This window comes from Nonomuraea sp. WAC 01424 (genome assembly GCF_003947315.1).
GTDB lineage: Bacteria > Actinomycetota > Actinomycetes > Streptosporangiales > Streptosporangiaceae > Nonomuraea > Nonomuraea spiralis.
Window position 1 is genome coordinate 312144 of the sequence record NZ_QHHZ01000015.1, and the last position, 18254, is coordinate 330397.

At 73.6% G+C, this 18254-nt stretch carries 11 protein-coding genes and 1 pseudogene; 4 read left to right on the top strand and 8 right to left on the bottom strand.

Going from position 1 to position 18254, the window contains the following annotated elements; genetic code table 11:
- Positions 1-4 precede the first annotated feature (4 nt).
- The 4 genes and pseudogenes from add to DMB42_RS36930 all read left to right on the top strand — a co-directional run bounded on the left by add (position 5) and on the right by DMB42_RS36930 (position 8455).
- Entirely contained in the window at positions 5-943 is a 939-nt protein-coding gene (add, locus tag DMB42_RS36915) for an adenosine deaminase (protein ID WP_125642809.1), read from the top strand.
- A gap of 205 nt (positions 944-1148) precedes the next feature.
- Positions 1149-5000 carry a Pls/PosA family non-ribosomal peptide synthetase gene (locus DMB42_RS36920; protein ID WP_260478162.1) on the top strand — a complete coding sequence of 1284 codons (3852 nt, stop codon included), beginning with the start codon at positions 1149-1151 and terminating at the stop codon, positions 4998-5000.
- Complete coding sequence (locus tag DMB42_RS36925; protein ID WP_125642900.1) at positions 4997-6292, top strand: M1 family metallopeptidase; 1296 nt, start codon at positions 4997-4999, stop codon at positions 6290-6292. Before DMB42_RS36920 ends, DMB42_RS36925 begins: the two co-directional genes overlap by 4 nt.
- Before the next feature lie 66 nt (positions 6293-6358).
- Positions 6359-8455: pseudogene (locus tag DMB42_RS36930) on the top strand (molybdopterin-dependent oxidoreductase).
- On the opposite strand, the gene DMB42_RS36935 reads toward DMB42_RS36930, so the two are convergent.
- The 8 genes from DMB42_RS36935 to DMB42_RS36970 form a co-directional block, all read right to left on the bottom strand.
- Complete coding sequence (locus DMB42_RS36935; protein WP_260478163.1) at positions 8448-8795, bottom strand: metallophosphoesterase; 348 nt, start codon at positions 8793-8795, stop codon at positions 8448-8450. The pseudogene DMB42_RS36930 and the gene DMB42_RS36935 sit on opposite strands and share 8 nt — an antisense overlap.
- A 48-nt stretch (positions 8796-8843) precedes the next feature.
- The gene (locus tag DMB42_RS36940; RefSeq protein WP_125642814.1) at positions 8844-9578 is read right to left on the bottom strand and encodes an SRPBCC domain-containing protein; all 735 of its coding nucleotides are present in this window, start codon (positions 9576-9578) and stop codon (positions 8844-8846) included.
- A 1-nt stretch (position 9579) separates the two neighbouring features.
- Complete coding sequence (locus DMB42_RS36945) at positions 9580-10167, bottom strand: helix-turn-helix domain-containing protein (protein WP_185845047.1); 588 nt, start codon at positions 10165-10167, stop codon at positions 9580-9582.
- Positions 10168-10199: 32 nt separating this feature from the next.
- Positions 10200-11426, bottom strand: coding sequence for an RNA polymerase sigma factor (locus DMB42_RS36950; RefSeq protein ID WP_125642817.1), 1227 nt, complete (start codon positions 11424-11426; stop codon positions 10200-10202).
- Positions 11423-11767, bottom strand: a complete 345-nt coding sequence (locus DMB42_RS36955) for a YciI family protein (RefSeq protein WP_229824453.1) — start codon at positions 11765-11767, stop codon at positions 11423-11425. Before DMB42_RS36955 ends, DMB42_RS36950 begins: the two co-directional genes overlap by 4 nt.
- A 129-nt stretch (positions 11768-11896) precedes the next feature.
- Positions 11897-12376: an ATP-binding protein gene (locus DMB42_RS36960; RefSeq protein WP_125642823.1), complete on the bottom strand. Its 480-nt coding sequence runs from the start codon at positions 12374-12376 to the stop codon at positions 11897-11899.
- Positions 12377-12509: 133 nt separating this feature from the next.
- Complete coding sequence (locus DMB42_RS36965) at positions 12510-14882, bottom strand: SpoIIE family protein phosphatase (RefSeq protein ID WP_125642826.1); 2373 nt, start codon at positions 14880-14882, stop codon at positions 12510-12512.
- 25 nt (positions 14883-14907) lie between these two features.
- Positions 14908-18254, bottom strand: a 3347-nt coding sequence (locus DMB42_RS36970) for a HAMP domain-containing protein (protein WP_125642829.1), incomplete at its 5' end; no start/stop codon positions are given.

Here is an 18254-nt window from a genome sequence, read left to right on the forward strand (position 1 = left end):
CGCTGTGAGAGACCTCCGCCTGCTGCCCAAGGCCCACCTGCACGTCCACCTGGAGAGCACCGTACGTCCCCGGACCGTACGCGAGCTGGGCGGGCCGCCGGAGCCCGAGGGGGCGTTCGCGAGCTTCCGCGAGTTCGCCGACCAGCGGGCCAAGGTACGCGACCTGCTGCGTACGCCCGAGCACTTCCGGCGCGTCGCCCTGGAGTTCTGCGAGGACGAGGCCGCCCAGGGCACCCGCTACGTCGAGGTGACCTTCACCGCCGCCTCCCACGGGGAGCGGGTGGGCGCGCCGGAGATGCCGCTGGAGGCCGTGCTCGACGGGCTGGCCGAGGGCAGGCGGTACGGCATCGAGGCCCGGGTGCTGCTCGACCACTCCAGGCGGCGGCCTCTGGAGCGGTTGTGGCAGACGTACCAGCTGGCCACCCGCTACGACGAGGTGATCGGGCTCGGGCTGGCGGGCGACGAGGCGTACCCGCTGGCGCCGTTCGCCGAGGTGTTCGAGGCGGCCAGGGACGCGGGCCTGCACCTGGTGCACCACGCGGGCGAGGCGGCCGGTCCCGCGAGCATCCGCGAGGCGCTGGACCTCGGGCACACCGAGCGGCTCGGCCACGGCATCCGGGTGCTCGACGACCCGGACCTGGTCGCCGAGGTGCGCGAGCGCGGGATCCCGCTGGAGGTCTGTCCCACCTCGAACGTCCTGCTCGGGCTCGTGCCGTCGCTGGCCGAGCATCCGCTGCCGCGCCTGCGTGCAGCCGGGCTCGCGGTCACGGTCAACACCGACGGCGAGACGGCCCTGGCCGCCGAGTACGTCCGCCTGCGCGAGATCTTCGGGTACGGCGACGACGTCCTGGCCGAGCTGGCCCGCGCCTCGATCACCGCCTCGTTCGCGCCCGCCGCCCTCAAGGCGGAGCTGCTGGCCGGCGTCGAGTCCTGGCTACGCTGACCCGCCCGCCCGGCCCGGCCGATCTCCTGGAGGCAGGCGTCGGCGGGCTCGGGCGGCGCGCCGCCATGGACGGCGATCTCCGTCACATCGTGGAATAGTTGGCGAATCGACGACCGTTGCGAACGGAGGTGGCGCGAACGCCACGACAGTGGCGGGCCGCGGCATGGATGGGCCATGGCCGACCGTCCGACCGAAGGAGCAGCGTTTGCGCACCGACTCGGCTGATTTACGACTGCGGACCGCGTCGGCGGTCTACCCCGCGGGCATGCTGGCCCCGCCGCCCCGCACCCTGATCGACATCCTCGACGAGACCACCCGCCGCCACCCCGAGGCGCCCGCGCTGGACGACGGCACCGTCCGTCTTGACTACCGGTCGCTGCGCGCCGACGTCGACCGGGTCGCCGACGCCCTCGCCGCGGCCGGCGTCGGGCGCGGCGCCCGGGTCGGCGTACGCATCGCCTCCGGCACCGCCGACCTGTACGTCTCCATCCTCGCCGTGCTCGCGGCCGGCGCCGCGTACGTGCCCGTGGACGCCGACGACCCCGACGAACGCGCCGAACTCGTCTTCGCCGAGGCCGACGACGACGTCGTGCTCGACGGTGGCCCGCCCGTCCGCGTCAGGCAGACCGCGGCCCCCGAGCGGCCCACCCCCGACGACGACGCCTGGATCATCTTCACCTCCGGGTCCACCGGCAGGCCGAAGGGCGTGGCGGTGACACACCGGTCGGCCGCAGCGTTCGCCGACGCCGAGGCCGGGCTCTTCCTCCAGGACCGGCCGCTCGGCCCGGGTGACCGGGTGCTGGCCGGGTTGTCGGTGGCCTTCGACGCCTCCTGCGAGGAGATGTGGCTGGCCTGGCGGCACGGCGCCTGCCTGGTGCCCGCCCCCAGGGCCCTCGTACGCACCGGCATGGACCTGGCCCCCTGGCTCGCCGAGCAGGGGGTCACCGTCGTCTCGACCGTGCCGACGCTGGCCGCGCTGTGGCCCGCCGCGCACCTCGACGGCATCAGGCTGCTCATCTTCGGCGGAGAGGCGTGCCCGCCCGAGCTCGCCGAACGGCTGGCCGTCCCCGGCCGCGAGGTGTGGAACACCTACGGGCCCACCGAGGCGACCGTGGTGGCCTCGGCCGCGCGGCTCACCGGCGAGGGGCCCGTACGCATCGGGCTGCCCCTGGACGGCTGGGACCTGGCGGTCGTGGACGAGACGGGCGAGCCGGTCGCCATGGGGGAGACCGGCGAGCTGATCATCGGCGGCGTCGGCCTGGCCCGTTACCTGGACCCGGCCAAGGACGCCGAGAAGTACGCGCCGCTGCCGTCCCTGGGCTGGGAGCGCGCCTACCGCAGCGGCGACCTCGTACGCGCCGAGCCCGAAGGACTGCTCTTCGCCGGCCGCGCCGACGACCAGGTGAAACTGGGCGGGCGCAGGATCGAGCTCGGCGAGGTGGACGCCGCCCTGAGCGCGCTGCCGGGCGTCACCGGCGCCGCGGCGGCCGTCCGCACCGCGGGCGGCGGCCATCAGGTGCTCGTCGGCTACGTCGTCCCCGGGCCGGGCTTCGACGCCGGTCAGGCGCGGGAGCTGCTGGCCGGTTCGCTGCCCGCCGCGCTCGTGCCGCGCCTGGCCCCCGTGGACGAGCTGCCCACCAGGACCTCCGGCAAGATCGACCGGGACGCGCTGCCGTGGCCCCTGGAAGGACCGGCCCAGACCGCCGCCGGTCTGACCCGGGCCGAGGCGCTGCTGTCCGAGCACTGGACCGAGATCCTGGGCGTGAGCCCGGACGGGCCGGAGGCGGACTTCTTCGCCGACGGCGGCACCAGCCTGGCCGCCGCCCGCCTGGTGTCGGTGTTGCGGGCCGCGCATCCCGACGTCGCGGTCGGCGACGTCTACGCGCACCCGACCCTCGCCGGGCTGGCGCGACTGCTGACCGCCAGGGGCGGCCCGCAGGACCGGACGCCCGTGCGGGCGGCCCCCGTGGCCCCCATGCCGAGGCGGGCCGCGCTGACGCAGACCGTGCTCATGATCCCGCTGCTCACCGTGGGCGCGCTGCGCTGGATCGTGCCGCTCGCCGCACTCGGCAACGTGCTCGCCCCGCCGTGGGCGCCGCCGCTGTCGTGGTGGTGGGTGACGCTGGGCGCGCTGGCGTTCGTCACCCCCATGGGACGCATGGGCCTGTCGGCGGCGGTCGCCCGGCTGCTGCTGCGCGGCGTGCGGCCCGGGACGTACCCGCGCGGCGGCGGCGTGCACCTGCGGTTGTGGTTCGCCGAGCGGTTCGCCGAACGGCTCGGCGTGCCCGACCTGGCCGGCGCGCCCTGGATGGCCTGGTACGCCCGTCTGCTCGGCGCCACCGTCGGCCCGGACGCCGACCTGCACTCGCCCCCGCCGATCACCGGCCTGCTCAAGCTGGGCAGGGGCGCCTCCGTAGAGCAGGAGGTCGACCTCGCCGGCCACTGGTACGACGGCGACCGGCTGCACGTCGGCGAGATCCGCATCGGCGCCGGCGCCACGGTCGGCTCCCGCTCGACCCTGCTGCCCGGCGCCCGCGTCGGCAAGAACTCCCAGGTCGCGCCGGGTTCCGCGGTCGCCGGTGCGGTCCCCGCGGGCGAGCGCTGGGCCGGTGTCCCGGCCTTCCGTCAGGGCAAGCCGCGCCGCTCCCGCCCCGCCGAGCGCGCCGCCCGCTCCCGCCCGTGGGTGGCGTTGTACGGGGTGAGCGCGATCGTGCTCAGCCTGCTCCCGGTGGCCGCCGCCGGGGTCGCGCTCGCGGTCCTGGCCGCCTTCGCCGGGGACGAGACCACGCTCGGCGGCGCGCTGGCCGCCGCCCTGCTCGCCGTGCCGCCGGCCACGCTCGCCGGAATGGCCGCCTTCGCCCTGGTCACGCTGGTCAGCGTGCGGCTCCTGGGCCTGGGGCTGAACCCGGGGCACCACCCCGTGCACAGCCGCCAGGCCTGGCAGGCGTGGGTCACCGGCAGGCTGATGGCCGCGGCCCGCGTGTGGCTGTTCCCGCTGTACGCCAGCGTCCTGACGCCCGTCTGGCTGCGGGCGCTCGGCATGAAGGTGGGCCGCGGCGCGGAGCTGTCCACGGTTCTCGCGCTGCCCACGATGACCTCCGTCGGCGACGGCGCGTTCCTGGCCGACGACACCATGGTGGCCCCGTACGAGCTGGACGGCGGGTGGATGCGCCTGGCCGAGGCGCGGATCGGCAAGCGTGCCTTCCTCGGCAACTCCGGGATGACCGCGCCCGGCCGCAAGGTGCCCAAGGACGGCCTGGTCGGCGTGTTGTCGGCGACGCCGAAGAAGGCCAAGTCCGGCTCGTCGTACGTGGGCATGCCGCCCATGAAGCTGCGCCGCACCGCCGAGGAGGCCGACCCCAGCAGGACCTACGACCCGCCCGCGCGGTTCAGGGCCGCGCGGGCGCTGGCCCTGCCGTGCCGGGTGGTGCCCGCGATGGGCGTGGTCGCGCTGGCCGTCCTGGCCGTCGCGGCCTTCGAGTGGCTGGCCGCCGGGTACGGCTTCGCGGTGGCGGCCGCGCTGGGCGGCGTGGTCGTGCTGGCCGCCGGGGTGCTCGCCGCGGCGGTCGTCACGGCCGCCAAATGGGTGCTGGTCGGCCGGATCCCGGCCGGGAACAGGCCGCTGTGGAGCTCGTTCGTGTGGCGCAACGAGCTGGCGGACAACTTCGTCGAGGTGCTGGCGGCACCCTGGTTCGCCCAGGCGTGGCTCGGGACCGCCGCGCTGAACGTGTGGCTGCGCTCACTCGGGGCACGCATCGGACGTGGGGTTACCTGCGAGACGTACTGGCTGCCGGAGGCGGATCTGGTGACACTCGGCGACGGCGCGTGCGTCAACCGGGGGTGCGTGTTGCAGACGCACCTGTTCCACGACCGGGTGATGAGCATGGACACGGTGACGCTGGAGGCCGGCGCGACGCTCGGCCCCCACGGCGTCGTCCTGCCGGCGGCGCGGGTGGGTGAGGGGACGACGGTCGGACCGGCGTCCCTGGTCATGCGTGGCGAGGCCGTGCCCGGCGGCAGCCGGTGGTTCGGCAACCCCGTCTCGGCGTGGCGATGACCTCGTACTTCCCGGGGCATGGCGACCACCGGTACGCGGTCGAGCACTACGACCTGTCGCTGAACTACCGGATCGCGGCCAACCGGCTCGACGGCACGGCCCGCCTGACGGTCACGGCCGCCGAGCCGCTCGGCGAGCTCGTCCTCGACCTCGGGCACTTCCGCGTCTCGGGCGTCAGCGTGGACGGCCGGGCCGTCCGCCACACCCACGGGCAGGGCAAGCTGCGCCTCGCCCTGCCCGCCCCGGTGGCCGCCGGGGCGCGGGCCGTCGTCGAGGTGCGGTACGCGGGCAGTCCCGTACCGGTGCGCAGCCCCTGGGGAGGGCTCGGCTGGGAGGAGCTGTCCGACGGCGCGCTCGTGGCCGGCCAGCCGATCGGCGCGCCGTCCTGGTTCCCGTGCAACGACCGGCCGGACGACAAGGCGTCCTACCGGATCTCGGTCACGACGGCGCCGGCGTACCAGGTGATCGCGAACGGCGTGCTCACCGCCAGGCGGCGGGCGGCCGGGACCACGACGTGGGTCTACGAGCAGGCCGAGCCGATGGCGACGTACCTGGCCAGCGTGCAGATCGGGCGCTACCAGCTCTCGGAGGCGGGCGGGACGCGGCTGGCCCACCCGGCGCGGCTGGCCGCCCGCGTACGGCACGACTTCGGCCGGCAGGGCGAGATGATGGCGTTGTTCGGCGAGCTGTTCGGGCCCTACCCGTTCAGCGGCTACACCGTCGTGGTGACCGACGACGACCTGGACATCCCGGTCGAGGCCCAGGGCATGTCGATCTTCGGCAGGAACCACGTGGACGGCGCCCGCGGTTGCGAGCGGCTGGTCGCGCACGAGCTGGCGCACCAGTGGTTCGGCAACAGCCTCACCGTGGCCCGTTGGTCCGACATCTGGCTCCAGGAGGGCTTCGCCACGTACGCGGAGTGGTTGTGGTCGGAGCGGTCGGGCGGCCCGCCCGGCGCGGCGCACGCGCTGCGCTGGCACCGCAGGCTGGCCGCGCTGCCGCAGGAGTTCGCGCTGGCCGACCCGGGCCCGGCCGCGCTGTTCGACGACCGCGTCTACAAGCGCGGCGCGCTGACCCTGCACGCCCTGCGCCGGGCCGCCGGCGACCAGGTGTTCTTCACGCTCCTGCGGTCCTGGGCCGAGGGCCGCCGGCACGGCAGCGTCACCACGGAGGAGTTCGCCGCGCACGCCGAGCGGTACGTCCCGGCCGGGGCGCTGCTGACGGCGTGGTTGCGCGACCGGCCGCTGCCGCCCGCGCCCGGTGGCACGCTCAGCCGGTGGCGCGGCGCCTGACCCGCCGCGGCCGGGTCGCCGGGGTGGCGTCGCCGGTACGGGCGTGATCGCTCATAGCCTGGTCACATGGCGACCCGGCTGGCGACCTGCAACCTGTGCGAGGCCATGTGCGGCCTGCGCCTCGACCTGGACGGCGACCGGATCACCGGCGTCCGGGGCGACGCGGACGACCCGCTGTCGGCCGGGCACCTGTGCCCCAAGGCGCTGGCCCTCCAGGACATACGCGAGGACCCCGACCGGCTGCGCCGTCCCGTGCTGCGCACCCCGGACGGCTGGCGGGAGATCCCCTGGCCGGACGCGTTCGACCTGGTCGCGGCCAAGCTGGCCCGGACGCGCGCCGAGCACGGCGCCGACGCCGTCGCCGTCTAGCTCGGCAACCCCGTCGTGCACAGCATGGGAGCGCTGACGCACGCGCCGCCGTTCGCCCGCCTGCTGGGCACCCGCAACCGGTTCTCCGCAGCCTCCCTGGACCAGCTTCCCCACCAGTACGTCGCCCGCCACCTGTACGGCAGCCAATGGCTGCTCCCGGTGCCCGACATCGACCGTACGGCCTACTTCCTGGCCTTCGGCGCCAACCCGGCCGTCTCCAACGGCAGCGTGATGAGCGCGCCCGGCATCGTCAGGCGCATCCGCGACCTGCGTGCCCGCGGCGGCCGGATGGTGCTGTTCGACCCGCGCCGTACGGAGAGCGCCCGGCTGGCCGACGAGCACCACTTCGTCCGGCCCGGCACCGACGCGGCGCTCATCCTGGCCATGGTCGGCCGGATCATCGCCGAGGGCGCCGCCCGTCCCGCGCCCTACGTGGACGGGCTCGACCGGCTGACGCGGGCGCTGGCGGTGTTCACGCCCGAGCGGGCCGCCGCGGTCACCGGCGTGCCGGCCGAGGTGATCGTCCGGGTCGCGGACGAGTTCGCCGCCGCGGGCGCTGCCGCCGCCTACGGCCGGGTCGGCGTGTCCACGCAGCGCTTCGGCACCCTGTGCCAGTGGGGGATCCAGCTGCTGAACCTGGTCACCGGCAACCTCGACCGGCCCGGCGGCACGCTGATGAGCAGGCCCGCCGTCGATCCCGTACACAACCGGGTGATCGACCCGGGCCACGAGGACAGGTGGCGCAGCCGGGTGCGGGGCCTGCCGGAGTTCGGCGGCGAGCTGCCCGCCGCCGCGCTCGCCGAGGAGATCCGCACCCCGGGGGAGGGACAGGTGCGGGCGCTGCTGACCATCGCCGGCAACCCGGTGCGCTCGGCCCCCGCCGGGCACGAGCTGTCGCGGGCCCTCGGGGAGCTGGACTTCATGGTCAGCCTCGACTTCTACGTCAACGAGACCACCCGGCACGCCGACGTCATCCTCCCGCCCACCGACCTGCTCGAACGCGACCACTACGACCTCGTCTTCAACCTGGTCGCGGTCCGCGACCGCGCCCGCTACACCCCGGCCGTGCTGCCGAGGACGCCGGACGCCCGGCACGACTGGGAGATCCTGCGCGAGCTGGCCCGGCGCTACAGCCGCCTGGTCCGCGCCGGCTCGTTCTCCGACCGGCTCGTGTTGCGGCTCACGCCCGAGCGGATCGTGGATCTCGGGCTGCGGGCGGGGCCGTACCGGCTGAGCGTGGCCAAGCTGCGCCGCCACCCGCACGGGCTGGACCTGGGCCCGCTCCGGCCGAGCCTGCCGGGCCGGCTGCGCACCCATGGGCGGCGCGTGGACGCCGCGCCGCCCGTGCTGCTCGCCGGGCTCGAACGGGCCCGCGACGAGCTCCTGACCGCGCCGCGGGCCGCCGAACTGCTGCTGATCGGCCGCCGCCACCTGCGTGACGACAACTCCTGGCTGCACAACTCGGCCCGGCTGGTCAAGGGCCGTCCCCGGCACCACCTGCTCATGCACCCCGACGACCTGCGCGCCCGCGGCCTGACCGACGGCGGGCCGGTCCGGGTGCGTTCGCGCAGCGGCGAGGTGACGGTGGAGGTCAGCGCGAGCGAGGACGTCATGCCCGGCGTGGTCAGCCTGCCGCACGGCTACGGCCACGACCGGCCGGGCGTGCTGCTGTCGGTCGCGTCCACGCTCGGCGGCGCCAGCGCCAACGACCTCACCGACCCCGCCCGCCTGGACGAGCTCTCCGGCACGGCCGCGCTCAACGGTGTCCCGGTCACCGTCGAGCCCCTCAGGTGACGGGCACGATCTCCGCGCGGGTCAGCACGCCGTTCTCGACGGTCAGCAGCCCCAGCGTGCCGTGCGGCTGGCGGCGGCGGTCGGTGGGGGAGCCCGGGTTGAAGATGCGCAGCCCGTCGCCGGACTCGTCGAGGGGGATGTGCGAGTGGCCGAAGACCACCAGGGCGGCCTCGGGGAACCGGCGGCGCAGGCGGGCCAGGCGGCCCTTGGCGGGCCCGCTGTCGTGGATCATCCCGATCCGCAGGCCCTCCAGGGTCAGCTCCAGCGTCTGCGGCGCCTCCACGTCGGGGCCGTCGTTGTTGCCCTTCACCACGTGGACCGGGGCGGGCAGGAGCGCCACCGTCCCGGCGCGTGGGTGTCCGACAGCGCCACCACGTTCATGCGGGAGTCATGCCCGATCCGCGTACAGATCCTCCAGCCAGGACCGCCAGGCCGCCGCCTGGCCCTCGGGGTCGCCGAACAGCAGGTGCATGACGAGCATGGTGCCGCCCATGCCCTGGACGAACCGGTAGAGGGCGTCGGAGGTGCGGACGCCGACGGTCTGGCCGTTGCGGAAGTAGACGACGCCCTGGGCCGGCGGCAGGCCGGGCGGGGTGAGCCGGACGGTGTCGCCGGGCTCGGGCGGGCCGCCGAGGGCGGCGTGCAGGGTCCGCCAGGCGCGCGGCCAGTCGGCCACCGGCGGGCCGGACTCGGTGAGCGGGGTCGCGCCGCGGCCGGCGAAGTGGGTGAGGTACTCCGTCAGCGTGGCGAAGAACAGGGCCGTGCCCGCGGACATGGCCTCGTACTCGTGCTCCCAGTCGTCGCCGGGCAGGAAGCCGCTGGTGACCATGCGGACGAGGGTGCTGCCCTGGCCGCGGCCCTCCAGCAGGAACTCGTAGGCGACGAAGCGGCCGTCGGGGCCCGGCGTGGCGGAGTGGGCGAAGTGCTTGAGCGGCTCGTCGGCGCTCACCCGGGACTCGGGCAGCTCGGCCCCGGCGAAGGCGGTGCGGACCGCGCCGCCCTCGACCTCGTTGCGTCCCATGAACCACGAGTCGATGCCCGGCCCGGTCGTGATGGCCGACCACACCTGCTCGGGCGTCGCCTCGACCAGGGACTCAAGGGGGATCTCGAACTCGCGCCCCACCTCAGGAGCCCTTCTTCACGGACGGGTGCACGGCGACGATCAGGCGATGTTCCCGCCCGCCTTCCGTGGACTCGTCATGATATTTGCTGACCAGCGACGTCACGCATTGCGCCAGCTCCTCGGCGAACGCGGCCCGGTCGGCGGCCGAGGCGAAGCGCACCTCGCCGTCGATCGCGAACGTGGCCACCTTCTTCTGCGCCTTGGCCGCGCCGGTGAGCAGCGTGCCGACGTCGCGGACGAGCTGCGCCGCCAGCGCCAGCAGCCAGCGTGCCGACAGCCGGTCGGGCGACTTCGCCGGGTCGGGCTGCACCGAGGCCAGCGCTGTGGGGGAGATCACGAAGGAGGCGGCCGTGGCCTGCATCACGCGCTCGGTGACGTTGCCCTTCTTGCGCTCCTCGACCAGCTCGACCAGCCCGTGGCGTTCGAGGGTGCGCAGATGGTAGTTGACCTTCTGCCTGGCCAGGCCCACCTTGGCGGCCAGGGACGTGGCAGAGCCCGGTTCGACCAGCTCGGCCAGCAACTTCGACCGCATCGGGTCGAGCGACGCCTCGGCGGCCGCCGCGTCTTCGATCACTGCCACTTCGTACATGGGTGAAACGATTGCACCGAAAAAAATCGTTGTCAAGCGAGCGCGGCGGCCTTGCCTTCGAGATAGCGCTGCTCAGGCAGACTCAGCGTACGCCGGGCCGCCTCGCGGAAGGCGCGCGCGGCCCCCTCGGTGTCGCCGTCCATCTCCAGCAGGTGGGCGCGTACGGCGGCAAGCCGGTGGTGACCCGCGAGCCGGTCGTCGGCGGCCAGGCCGTCGAGCAGGTCGAGCCCGGCGCGCGGGCCGTTGACCATGGCGGCGGCCACGGCCTGGTTGAGCCGGACCATCGGGTTGTCCTCCAGCCCGGCCAGCACGCCGTAGAGGGCGAGGATCTGCGGCCAGTCGGTCTCGGCGGCCGTGGGCGCCTCGTCGTGCACGGCCGCGATCGCCGCCTGCAACTGGTACGGGCCGAGCGCGCTGGTGGCCAGCGCCTTGCTGACCAGCTCCACACCCTCCTCGACGAGCCGCCGGTCCCACAGGGAACGGTCCTGGTCGGTGAGCGGCACGAGCGACCCGCCCGGCCCGGTGCGCGCCGCCCGCCGCGCCTCGGTCAGCAGCATGAGCGCCAGCAGCCCGGCGACCTCGCCGTCGTCGGGCAGCAGCCGGCGGACGAGCCGGGCCAGCCTGATCGCCTCGGCGGTCAGCTCGGGCCGCTGCAGGTCGGGCCCGGAGGTGGCGGTGTAACCCTCGTTGAAGATCAGGTAGAGCACGTGGAGCACCACGCGCAGCCGTTCGGCGCGCTCCGGCTCCGGCGGCGGCCCGAACGGCACCCCGGTGGACTTGATGCGCTGCTTGGCCCGGCTGATGCGCTGGGCCATCGTCGCCTCCGGCACCAGGAACGCCGCCGCGATCTGCGCCGTGGTCAGGCCGCCCACGGCCCGCAGCGTGAGCGCGAGCTGCGAGGGCTCCGACAGCGACGGGTGGCAGCACAGGAACAGCAGCGTCAGCGTGTCGTCACCGGCCGGAGTGCGTTCCTCGCCCGGCGCGGGCGCGACGAACTCGTCGGCCGGCGCGGCCACCGCCGCGCTCTCCTCCCGCCGCCGGCGCGCGCTCTCGCTGCGGATGTGGTCGATGACGCGCCGGGAGGCGACCGTGATCAACCAGGCCCGCGGGTTGTCCGGGACACCCTGGGCGGGCCACTGCACGGCGGCGTCGAGCAGGGCCTCCTGCACGGCGTCCTCGCACGCGTCGAACTGCTCGTAACGGCGGACGAGCACGCCGAGCACCTGCGGCGCCAGCTCGCGCAGCAGCCCTTCGATCACTCGGCCACCTCGTCGAGGACCGGCCGCACCTCCATGGCGCACAGCCGCGCGTCGGGCCAGCGTGCGGCGATCTCGGTGGCCCGCTCGACGCTCGCGCAGTCGACGGTCAGGTAGCCCGCCAGGTATTCCTTGGCCTCCAGGAAGGGCCCGTCGGTGACGGCGGGCACGCCGTCGCGCACCATGACCGTCTTGGACGAGGCGGGATCGCCCAGCGCCTGACCTCCGACCAGCTCGCCGCTCTCCTCCAGCTCCTGCATGAGCGCGTCGACCTCGGCCATGACCTGGTCGAAGCCGTCGGCCACGGCCTGCTGGGCGGCGGGGTTGCTGTAGATCAGCAGCATGTATTTCACCTGCCTCATCCTAGGGGCAGCTGACCAGCGGAAAGGGCGCGCCGAATTACCGGCCGGGGTTTTGCGCATGCCTTTTCCGGAAAAATCGGAATAACACTGGAAATTGCGGATTGTGTCGGTCTAACCGGTCCCGGCCGCCGGCTGGTCCGGCCACTCTGGTTCCGCCTCGTGCCGGACGAGCCGGCCGGCGGGCCGCCGTACGTCCGCCTCCCGTACGTCCATGTGCAGGCGTAACCGGGAGCCGTCCGCGCTCTGGTCGAGATCGACGCCGTCGCACAGGTGCTGGATCAGCCACAGGCCGAAGCCGAACCCCTCCGTACGCGCCCGGCCGTGCCTGGCCGCGGCCAGGTGGCCGGCGCTCAGCAGGCCGGCGGTGTCGGCGATCTCCACGGTGACGCCACCGGGACGGCCCCGGGCCAGCACCGTGCCGGCGCCGCCGCCGTGGTCGAGCACGTTCGTGACCGCCTCGTTGACCGCCAGCACGAAGTTGTCCAGGCGTTCCCCGGCCAGCCCGCCCCGCCCGGCGTAACCGCGCACGAGGCCGCGGATGGCGTCGAGGTCGGTGCTGATGGGGCAGCGCAGCTCCGGTTCCATGCCCATGGTCTTGATCAGTCCTGCCTGAACGTGGCGTGGCGGGGGACCCGGTTCTGGTTGCTTTCCAGACAAAGGCCCGGCAAACCACCGGCGCCCTTTCCGGGACCGGCGTCCGGTGGTGTGGCCTCGGCGCGCGGCGCTACTGGAGGCGGGCGCCGATGATGCACGTGTCGTCGTCGGTGTCGGAGTTGCTGTGGGTGAGGAGATGGTCGAGGCGCTGTTCCAGGGTGGCCGCGGGCTGCCGGGCGGTGTCCAGGAGCCGCTGCTGCGACTCGTGCAGGTTGACGCCGCGGCGTTCGATCAGGCCGTCGGTGTACATGAGCAGGATGTCGTCGGGGGCGAGCTGGACGCGCCTCTCCTCGTACTCGACCTCGGCGACGGCCCCGAGCAGCAGGCCCTGGGTCATGTCGAGCTCCCGGGCCCGGCCGTCCCGGACCAGGATGGGCGGCAGGTGCCCGGCCCTGGCGTAGCGCAGCACCCGGGTACGGGGGTCGAGCAGGCCGCAGATCGCCGTCGCGGTGACGTTCGCGGTCAGGTGGTGGGCGACCAGGTTGAGCCAGGTCAGCAGCTGCCCCGGGCCCGCGCCGGCGGCGGCCAGGCCGCGCAGCGCGTTGCGCAGCACGACCATGCCGGTGGCCGCCTCGATGCCGTGCCCGGCGACGTCGCCGACCGACAACAGGATCTGCTTGGACGGCAACACGACCGCGTCGTACCAGTCGCCGCCGACCAGGTGCTCCTTCTCGGCCGGCCGGTAGCGTACGGCGATCTGCAGGTCGAACGCCTCCAGCGGCTCCCGGCTCGGCGGCATGATCGCCTGCTGGAGCTGGAGCGCCAGCCGGTTGCGCTCGGCGGCCTGCTGCTCGGTGTGGGCGAGCTGGTCGCGTGTGGCGGCCAGGGCGACCTCGGTCCAGTGCTGGGAGGAGATGTCCTGGTAGGCGCCGCGGATGGCCAGCAGCAGGCCGCTGTCGTCGAAGACCGGTTCGGCGACGACCCTGATGTGCCGTACGGTGCCGTCGGAACGCTGGAGCCGGTACGCGGTGGAGGCCGGGCGGCGCTGGTGCAGCACGGCGCGGACGAAACGGCCGATGGTCACAGCGTCGTCCGGGTGGGCGTGCCCGGCCAGTTGTTCGAGCGGGATGGGCGGCTCGTCGGGGGCCATGCCGTACAGGCCGTAGAGCTGGGCGTTCCAGACGATCTCGCCGGTCAGCAGGTTCTCCTCGAACCCGCCGATGCGCCCGAGGCGCTGGGCGTGCTGGAGCAGGTTGGCGAGCTGGGCGTCCTGGTCCTGCAACCGCCAGATGAGCAGCACGCCGTCACCCAGCCGGATGACGGAGACGCCGGCGACGGTGTGCAGCGGGATCGCGCCGACCAGGGCGGTGACCGTCATCTTCTCGGCCCTGAACGTCTCGCCGGTGGCGTGCACGTGCTCGATCCTGGACAGCAGCGCGCCCTTGTCGGCGGCCAGCGGGTACGCCTCCAGGAACAGGCTGCCGACGACCTCGCCGCCCCGCAGCCCGGCCGGGTCGGCGAAGCGGGCGTTGGCGTGCACGATGCGGAAGTCGGTGATCCTGCCCTCGGTGCCCAGCTGCGGGCGCAGCACCAGGGCGCCGTCCGGTAGCGCGTCGGCCAGGTCGATCAGCTCCGGCAGCACCTGCGGCTCGTCGCGGGCCTGGCCGGCGCTCTCGAAGGTGCGCGCGCACAGGTCGGCCAGGACCTCGATCTGCTTGACGACCCGCGGGTCCGGCCGCGGCATCGGCTGCGGCCAGCCGATCTCCAGCACGCCCAGGATCTGGCCGCCCGTCCCGGCCGGCGCGGCCGCGCGGGCGCCCGGGGTCTGGTGCTGCCCGATCGAGGGCAGGCCGACGGCGGCCAGGTCGTCCAGCCACACCGTGCCGCGGGCCAGCAGCGCGCGGCGGGCCGGAGTGGCCACGCCCGGCGGCACGTATCGCCAGCGCCTGGCCTCCTCGTCGCCCAGCCCCGCGTAGCCGGCCAGCGTGAGCGACGCGTCCGGTCCGGCCTCCCAGATGGCGACCGTCGTCGCGCCGAGCGCCGACAGGGCCTGCTCCAGCAGCGACTGCGCCACGGCCTGCGCGTCGGTGGCGGTCAGCGCCCCGTTCTCGGCGGTACGCAGCCGCACCGCCACCCCGGCGGCCGCTTCGGTCGATTCCCCGGCCGTCCCCTCTGAGCGGGCCGAGGTCAGGAAGTCGCGCGCGGCCTCGCTGATACGGTCCTGGGCCGCCTGGTTGATGATGTCGGCGGCCAGTTCGAGCTGCGTCACCCCCGCCTGCTCGGCCAGGGTGGCGAGCTGCCGGGCGGCGGCGGCGAGGCTGCACTGCAGGCGTTCGACGAGGACACCCTTGGCCACCTCGACCAGGGCGCGGCCCTCGGCGGCCCGCTGGGCCTCAAGGATCCGGCCGTGCAGGCGGTCGACCGTCGCGGCCAGCCGGCCGAGGTTGGGCGGCTCGGTACGTTCCGGCGGCACGGCGTCCGCCGGATCGTGCGGGTGGTGCACTGCGTTGCTCCTTGGGGGGACGGGTTCAGGCGCCGAGCCAGTGACGGATGCGTTCGACCAGGTGGTCGGCCTCGACCGGCTTGGTCACGTAGTCGCTCGCCCCGGCGGCCAGCGTCTTCTCCTGGTCGCCCGGCATGGCCTTGGCCGTGACCGCGATGATGGGCAGGTCGGCGTACCGCGGCATCGCGCGGATGCGGGCGGTGGCGGTGTAGCCGTCCATCTCGGGCATCATCACGTCCATCAGCACGAGGTCGATCCGCGGGTTGGCGACGAGCGTGTCGATGCCCTTGCGGCCGTCCTCGGCGTGCAGCACGTCGATGCCGTGCACCTCCAACATGCTGGTCAGCGCGAACAGGTTGCGCGCGTCGTCGTCGACGATCAGCACGGTCCGGCCCGTCAGCGAGGAGTCGATCTCGGCCCCGGGGAGCTGGTTGACGTTCCCGGCCCGGATCAGGGGCAGCACGTCACCGGGCTGGTCGGCGGTCAGGTGCAGGGCGATGCGCTCGCGCAGCTCGTCGAGGCTGGACAGCAGCTCCAGCGGCTGGCCGCCCTCGCGTCCCTGCAACGGCGCCGCCTGCTGGGAGCTGGCCCGCCAGTTGTTGTAGGCCAGGACCGGCACCGAGCTGAGGGCCTGGTCGCCGTCCATGGCCTCCAGCAGGCGGTAGGCGCTCTGGTCGGGCAGGTCGAGGTCGAGCACGATGCAGTGGCAGGGGTCGGCGGCGAGCGTGACGCCGGCCTCCTGCGCCCCCGCGGCCGTGACGATCTCGATCGTCTCGTCGTTGCCCGGCGCCAGCTCCGTCACCACGCTCTCGGCCACGTGCGACAGCAGGCCCTGCGGGCGCTCCTCGATGACGAGCAGGCGGCGGGTCTGCGGCTGGTGGGGCCTGGCCGGCGCGGCCGCGTCCTGCCGGGGCGCCGCGCTGTGGGCGGACTCGACCAGTACGCCGGGATCGGCGAGGACCTTCTTCGGGGAGATCCCGATGAAGTCGGGCCGGGCGATCGGCAGGTAGAGGGTGAACACGCTGCCCTGGCCCGGCGTGCTCTGCGCCGCGATCGCGCCGCCGAGCAGGTGGGCGATCTCGCGGCTGATGGACAGGCCGAGGCCGGTGCCGCCGTACTTGCGGCTGGTGGTGCCGTCGGCCTGCTGGAACGCCCCGAAGATGGCTTCGAGCTGCTGGGCGGCGATGCCGATGCCGGTGTCGACCACGCGCAGGGCGATGGCCGCGCCGTGCTGGCGTACCGAGGCGGGCGGCTCGTCCTGGGCGGCCGGTTCGATGCGCAGCTCGACGCTGCCGGTCTCGGTGAACTTGACCGCGTTCGACAGCAGGTTGCGCAGCACCTGGCGCAGGCGCGAGTCGTCGGTGAACAGGTCGGCGGGCACGCCCGGCGCGGTGGTGACGCGGAAGTCGAGGCTCTTCTGCGAGGTCATCGGCCGGAACGTGGCCTCGACGTAGTCGAGGAGCTGGCGCAACGGCACGCGTTCGGGGTTGATGTCCATCTTGCCCGCCTCGACCTTGGACAGGTCGAGGATGTCGTTGATGAGCTGGAGGAGGTCGGAGCCGGCCGAGTGGATGATCTCGGCGTACTCGACCTGCTTGGCCGTGAGGTTGCGCGTGTGGTTCTGGGCCAGGAGCTGGGCCAGGATGAGCAGCGAGTTGAGCGGCGTACGCAGCTCGTGGCTCATGTTGGCCAGGAACTCGCTCTTGTACGTCGAGGCCAGCGTGAGCTGGTGGGCCCGGTCCTCCAGCTCCTGCCTGGCCTGCTCGATCTCCAGGTTCTTGGTCTCGATGTCCTGGTTCTGGCGGACCAGCAGCGTGGCCTTCTCCTCCAGTTCGGCGTTGGAGCGCTGGAGTTCCTCCTGCTGCTGCTGCAACTCCTCCGAACGGGCCTGGAGCTCACCCGCGAGCCGCTGCGACTCGGCCAGCAGCTCGTCGGTGCGGGAGTTGGCCACGATCGTGTTGAGGTTGACGCCGATCGTCTCCATGAGCTGGTCGAGGAAGGCCCGGTGGACCGGGGTGAACGCCCGCACCGAGGCCAGCTCGATCACGCCGAGCACCTGCTCCTCGACCACGATCGGCAACACGATCACCGAGGCGGGCTCGATCGTCCCGAGGCCGGTCGTGATCGTGACGGTCCCGGAGGGGACCTCCTCGACGGCGATGACCCTGCGGCTGCGGGCGGCCTGCCCGACCAGCGCCTCGCCGAGGCGGAATCTGGTGGGGCGGTCGGGGTCGGCGGGGTAGCCGTAGGCGCTGATGAGCTGGAGTTCGTTCTCCTCGGCGGAGAAGAAGGCGCCGTACTGGGCGCTGACGAGCGGGGCGAGTTCGTTCATCACGAGTTCGGCGACGGTGGCCAGGTCGCGGTGGCCCTGCATGAGGCCGGACATGCTGGCGAGGTTGGACTTGAGCCAGTCCTGTTGCTCGTTGGCGGTGGTGGTCTCGCGCAGGGACTTGACCATCGAGTTGATGTTGTCCTTGAGGTCGGCCAGTTCGCCTTCGGCGTCGACGGTGATCGAGCGGGTCAGGTCGCCTGAGGTGACGGCGCTGGTGACCTCGGCGATGGCGCGTACCTGGCGGGTGAGGTTGGCGGCCAGCTCGTTGACGTTCTCGGTCAGGCGTTTCCAGGTGCCGGACACGCCCTCGACCTCGGCCTGGCCGCCGAGCCGCCCTTCGCTGCCGACCTCGCGGGCGACGCGGGTGACCTCGGCGGCGAAGGAGGACAGCTGGTCGACCATGGTGTTGATGGTGGTCTTGAGTTCCAGTATTTCGCCGCGGGCGTCGACGTCGATCTTCCTGGTCAGGTCGCCCTTGGCCACGGCGGTGGTGACCTGGGCGATGCTGCGTACCTGGTTGGTCAGGTTGTCGGCCATCGAGTTGACGTTGTCGGTGAGGTCCTTCCACGTGCCGGCCACGTTGGGGACGCGGGCCTGGCCGCCGAGCTGGCCCTCCGTGCCGACCTCGCGGGCCACGCGGGTGACCTCGTCGGCGAACGCGCTCAGCGTGTCGACCATCGTGTTGATCGTCTGGGCGAGCGCCGCGACCTCGCCCTTGGCCTCGACGGTGATCTTCTGGGACAGGTCGCCCCTGGCCACGGCCGTGGCCACCTGGGCGATGCTGCGCACCTGGCTCGTCAGGTTGGACGCCATGACGTTGACGTTGTCGGTGAGGTCCTTCCAGGTGCCCGACACCCCGCGTACGGTGGCCTGACCGCCGAGGTTGCCCTCGGTGCCGACCTCGCGGGCCACCCGGGTGACTTCGTCGGCGAAGGCGGACAGCTGGTCGACCATCGTGTTGATGGTCTCCTTGAGTTCGAGGATCTCGCCCCGGGCGTCGACGCGGATCTTCTGGGTGAGGTCGCCCTTGGCGACGGCGG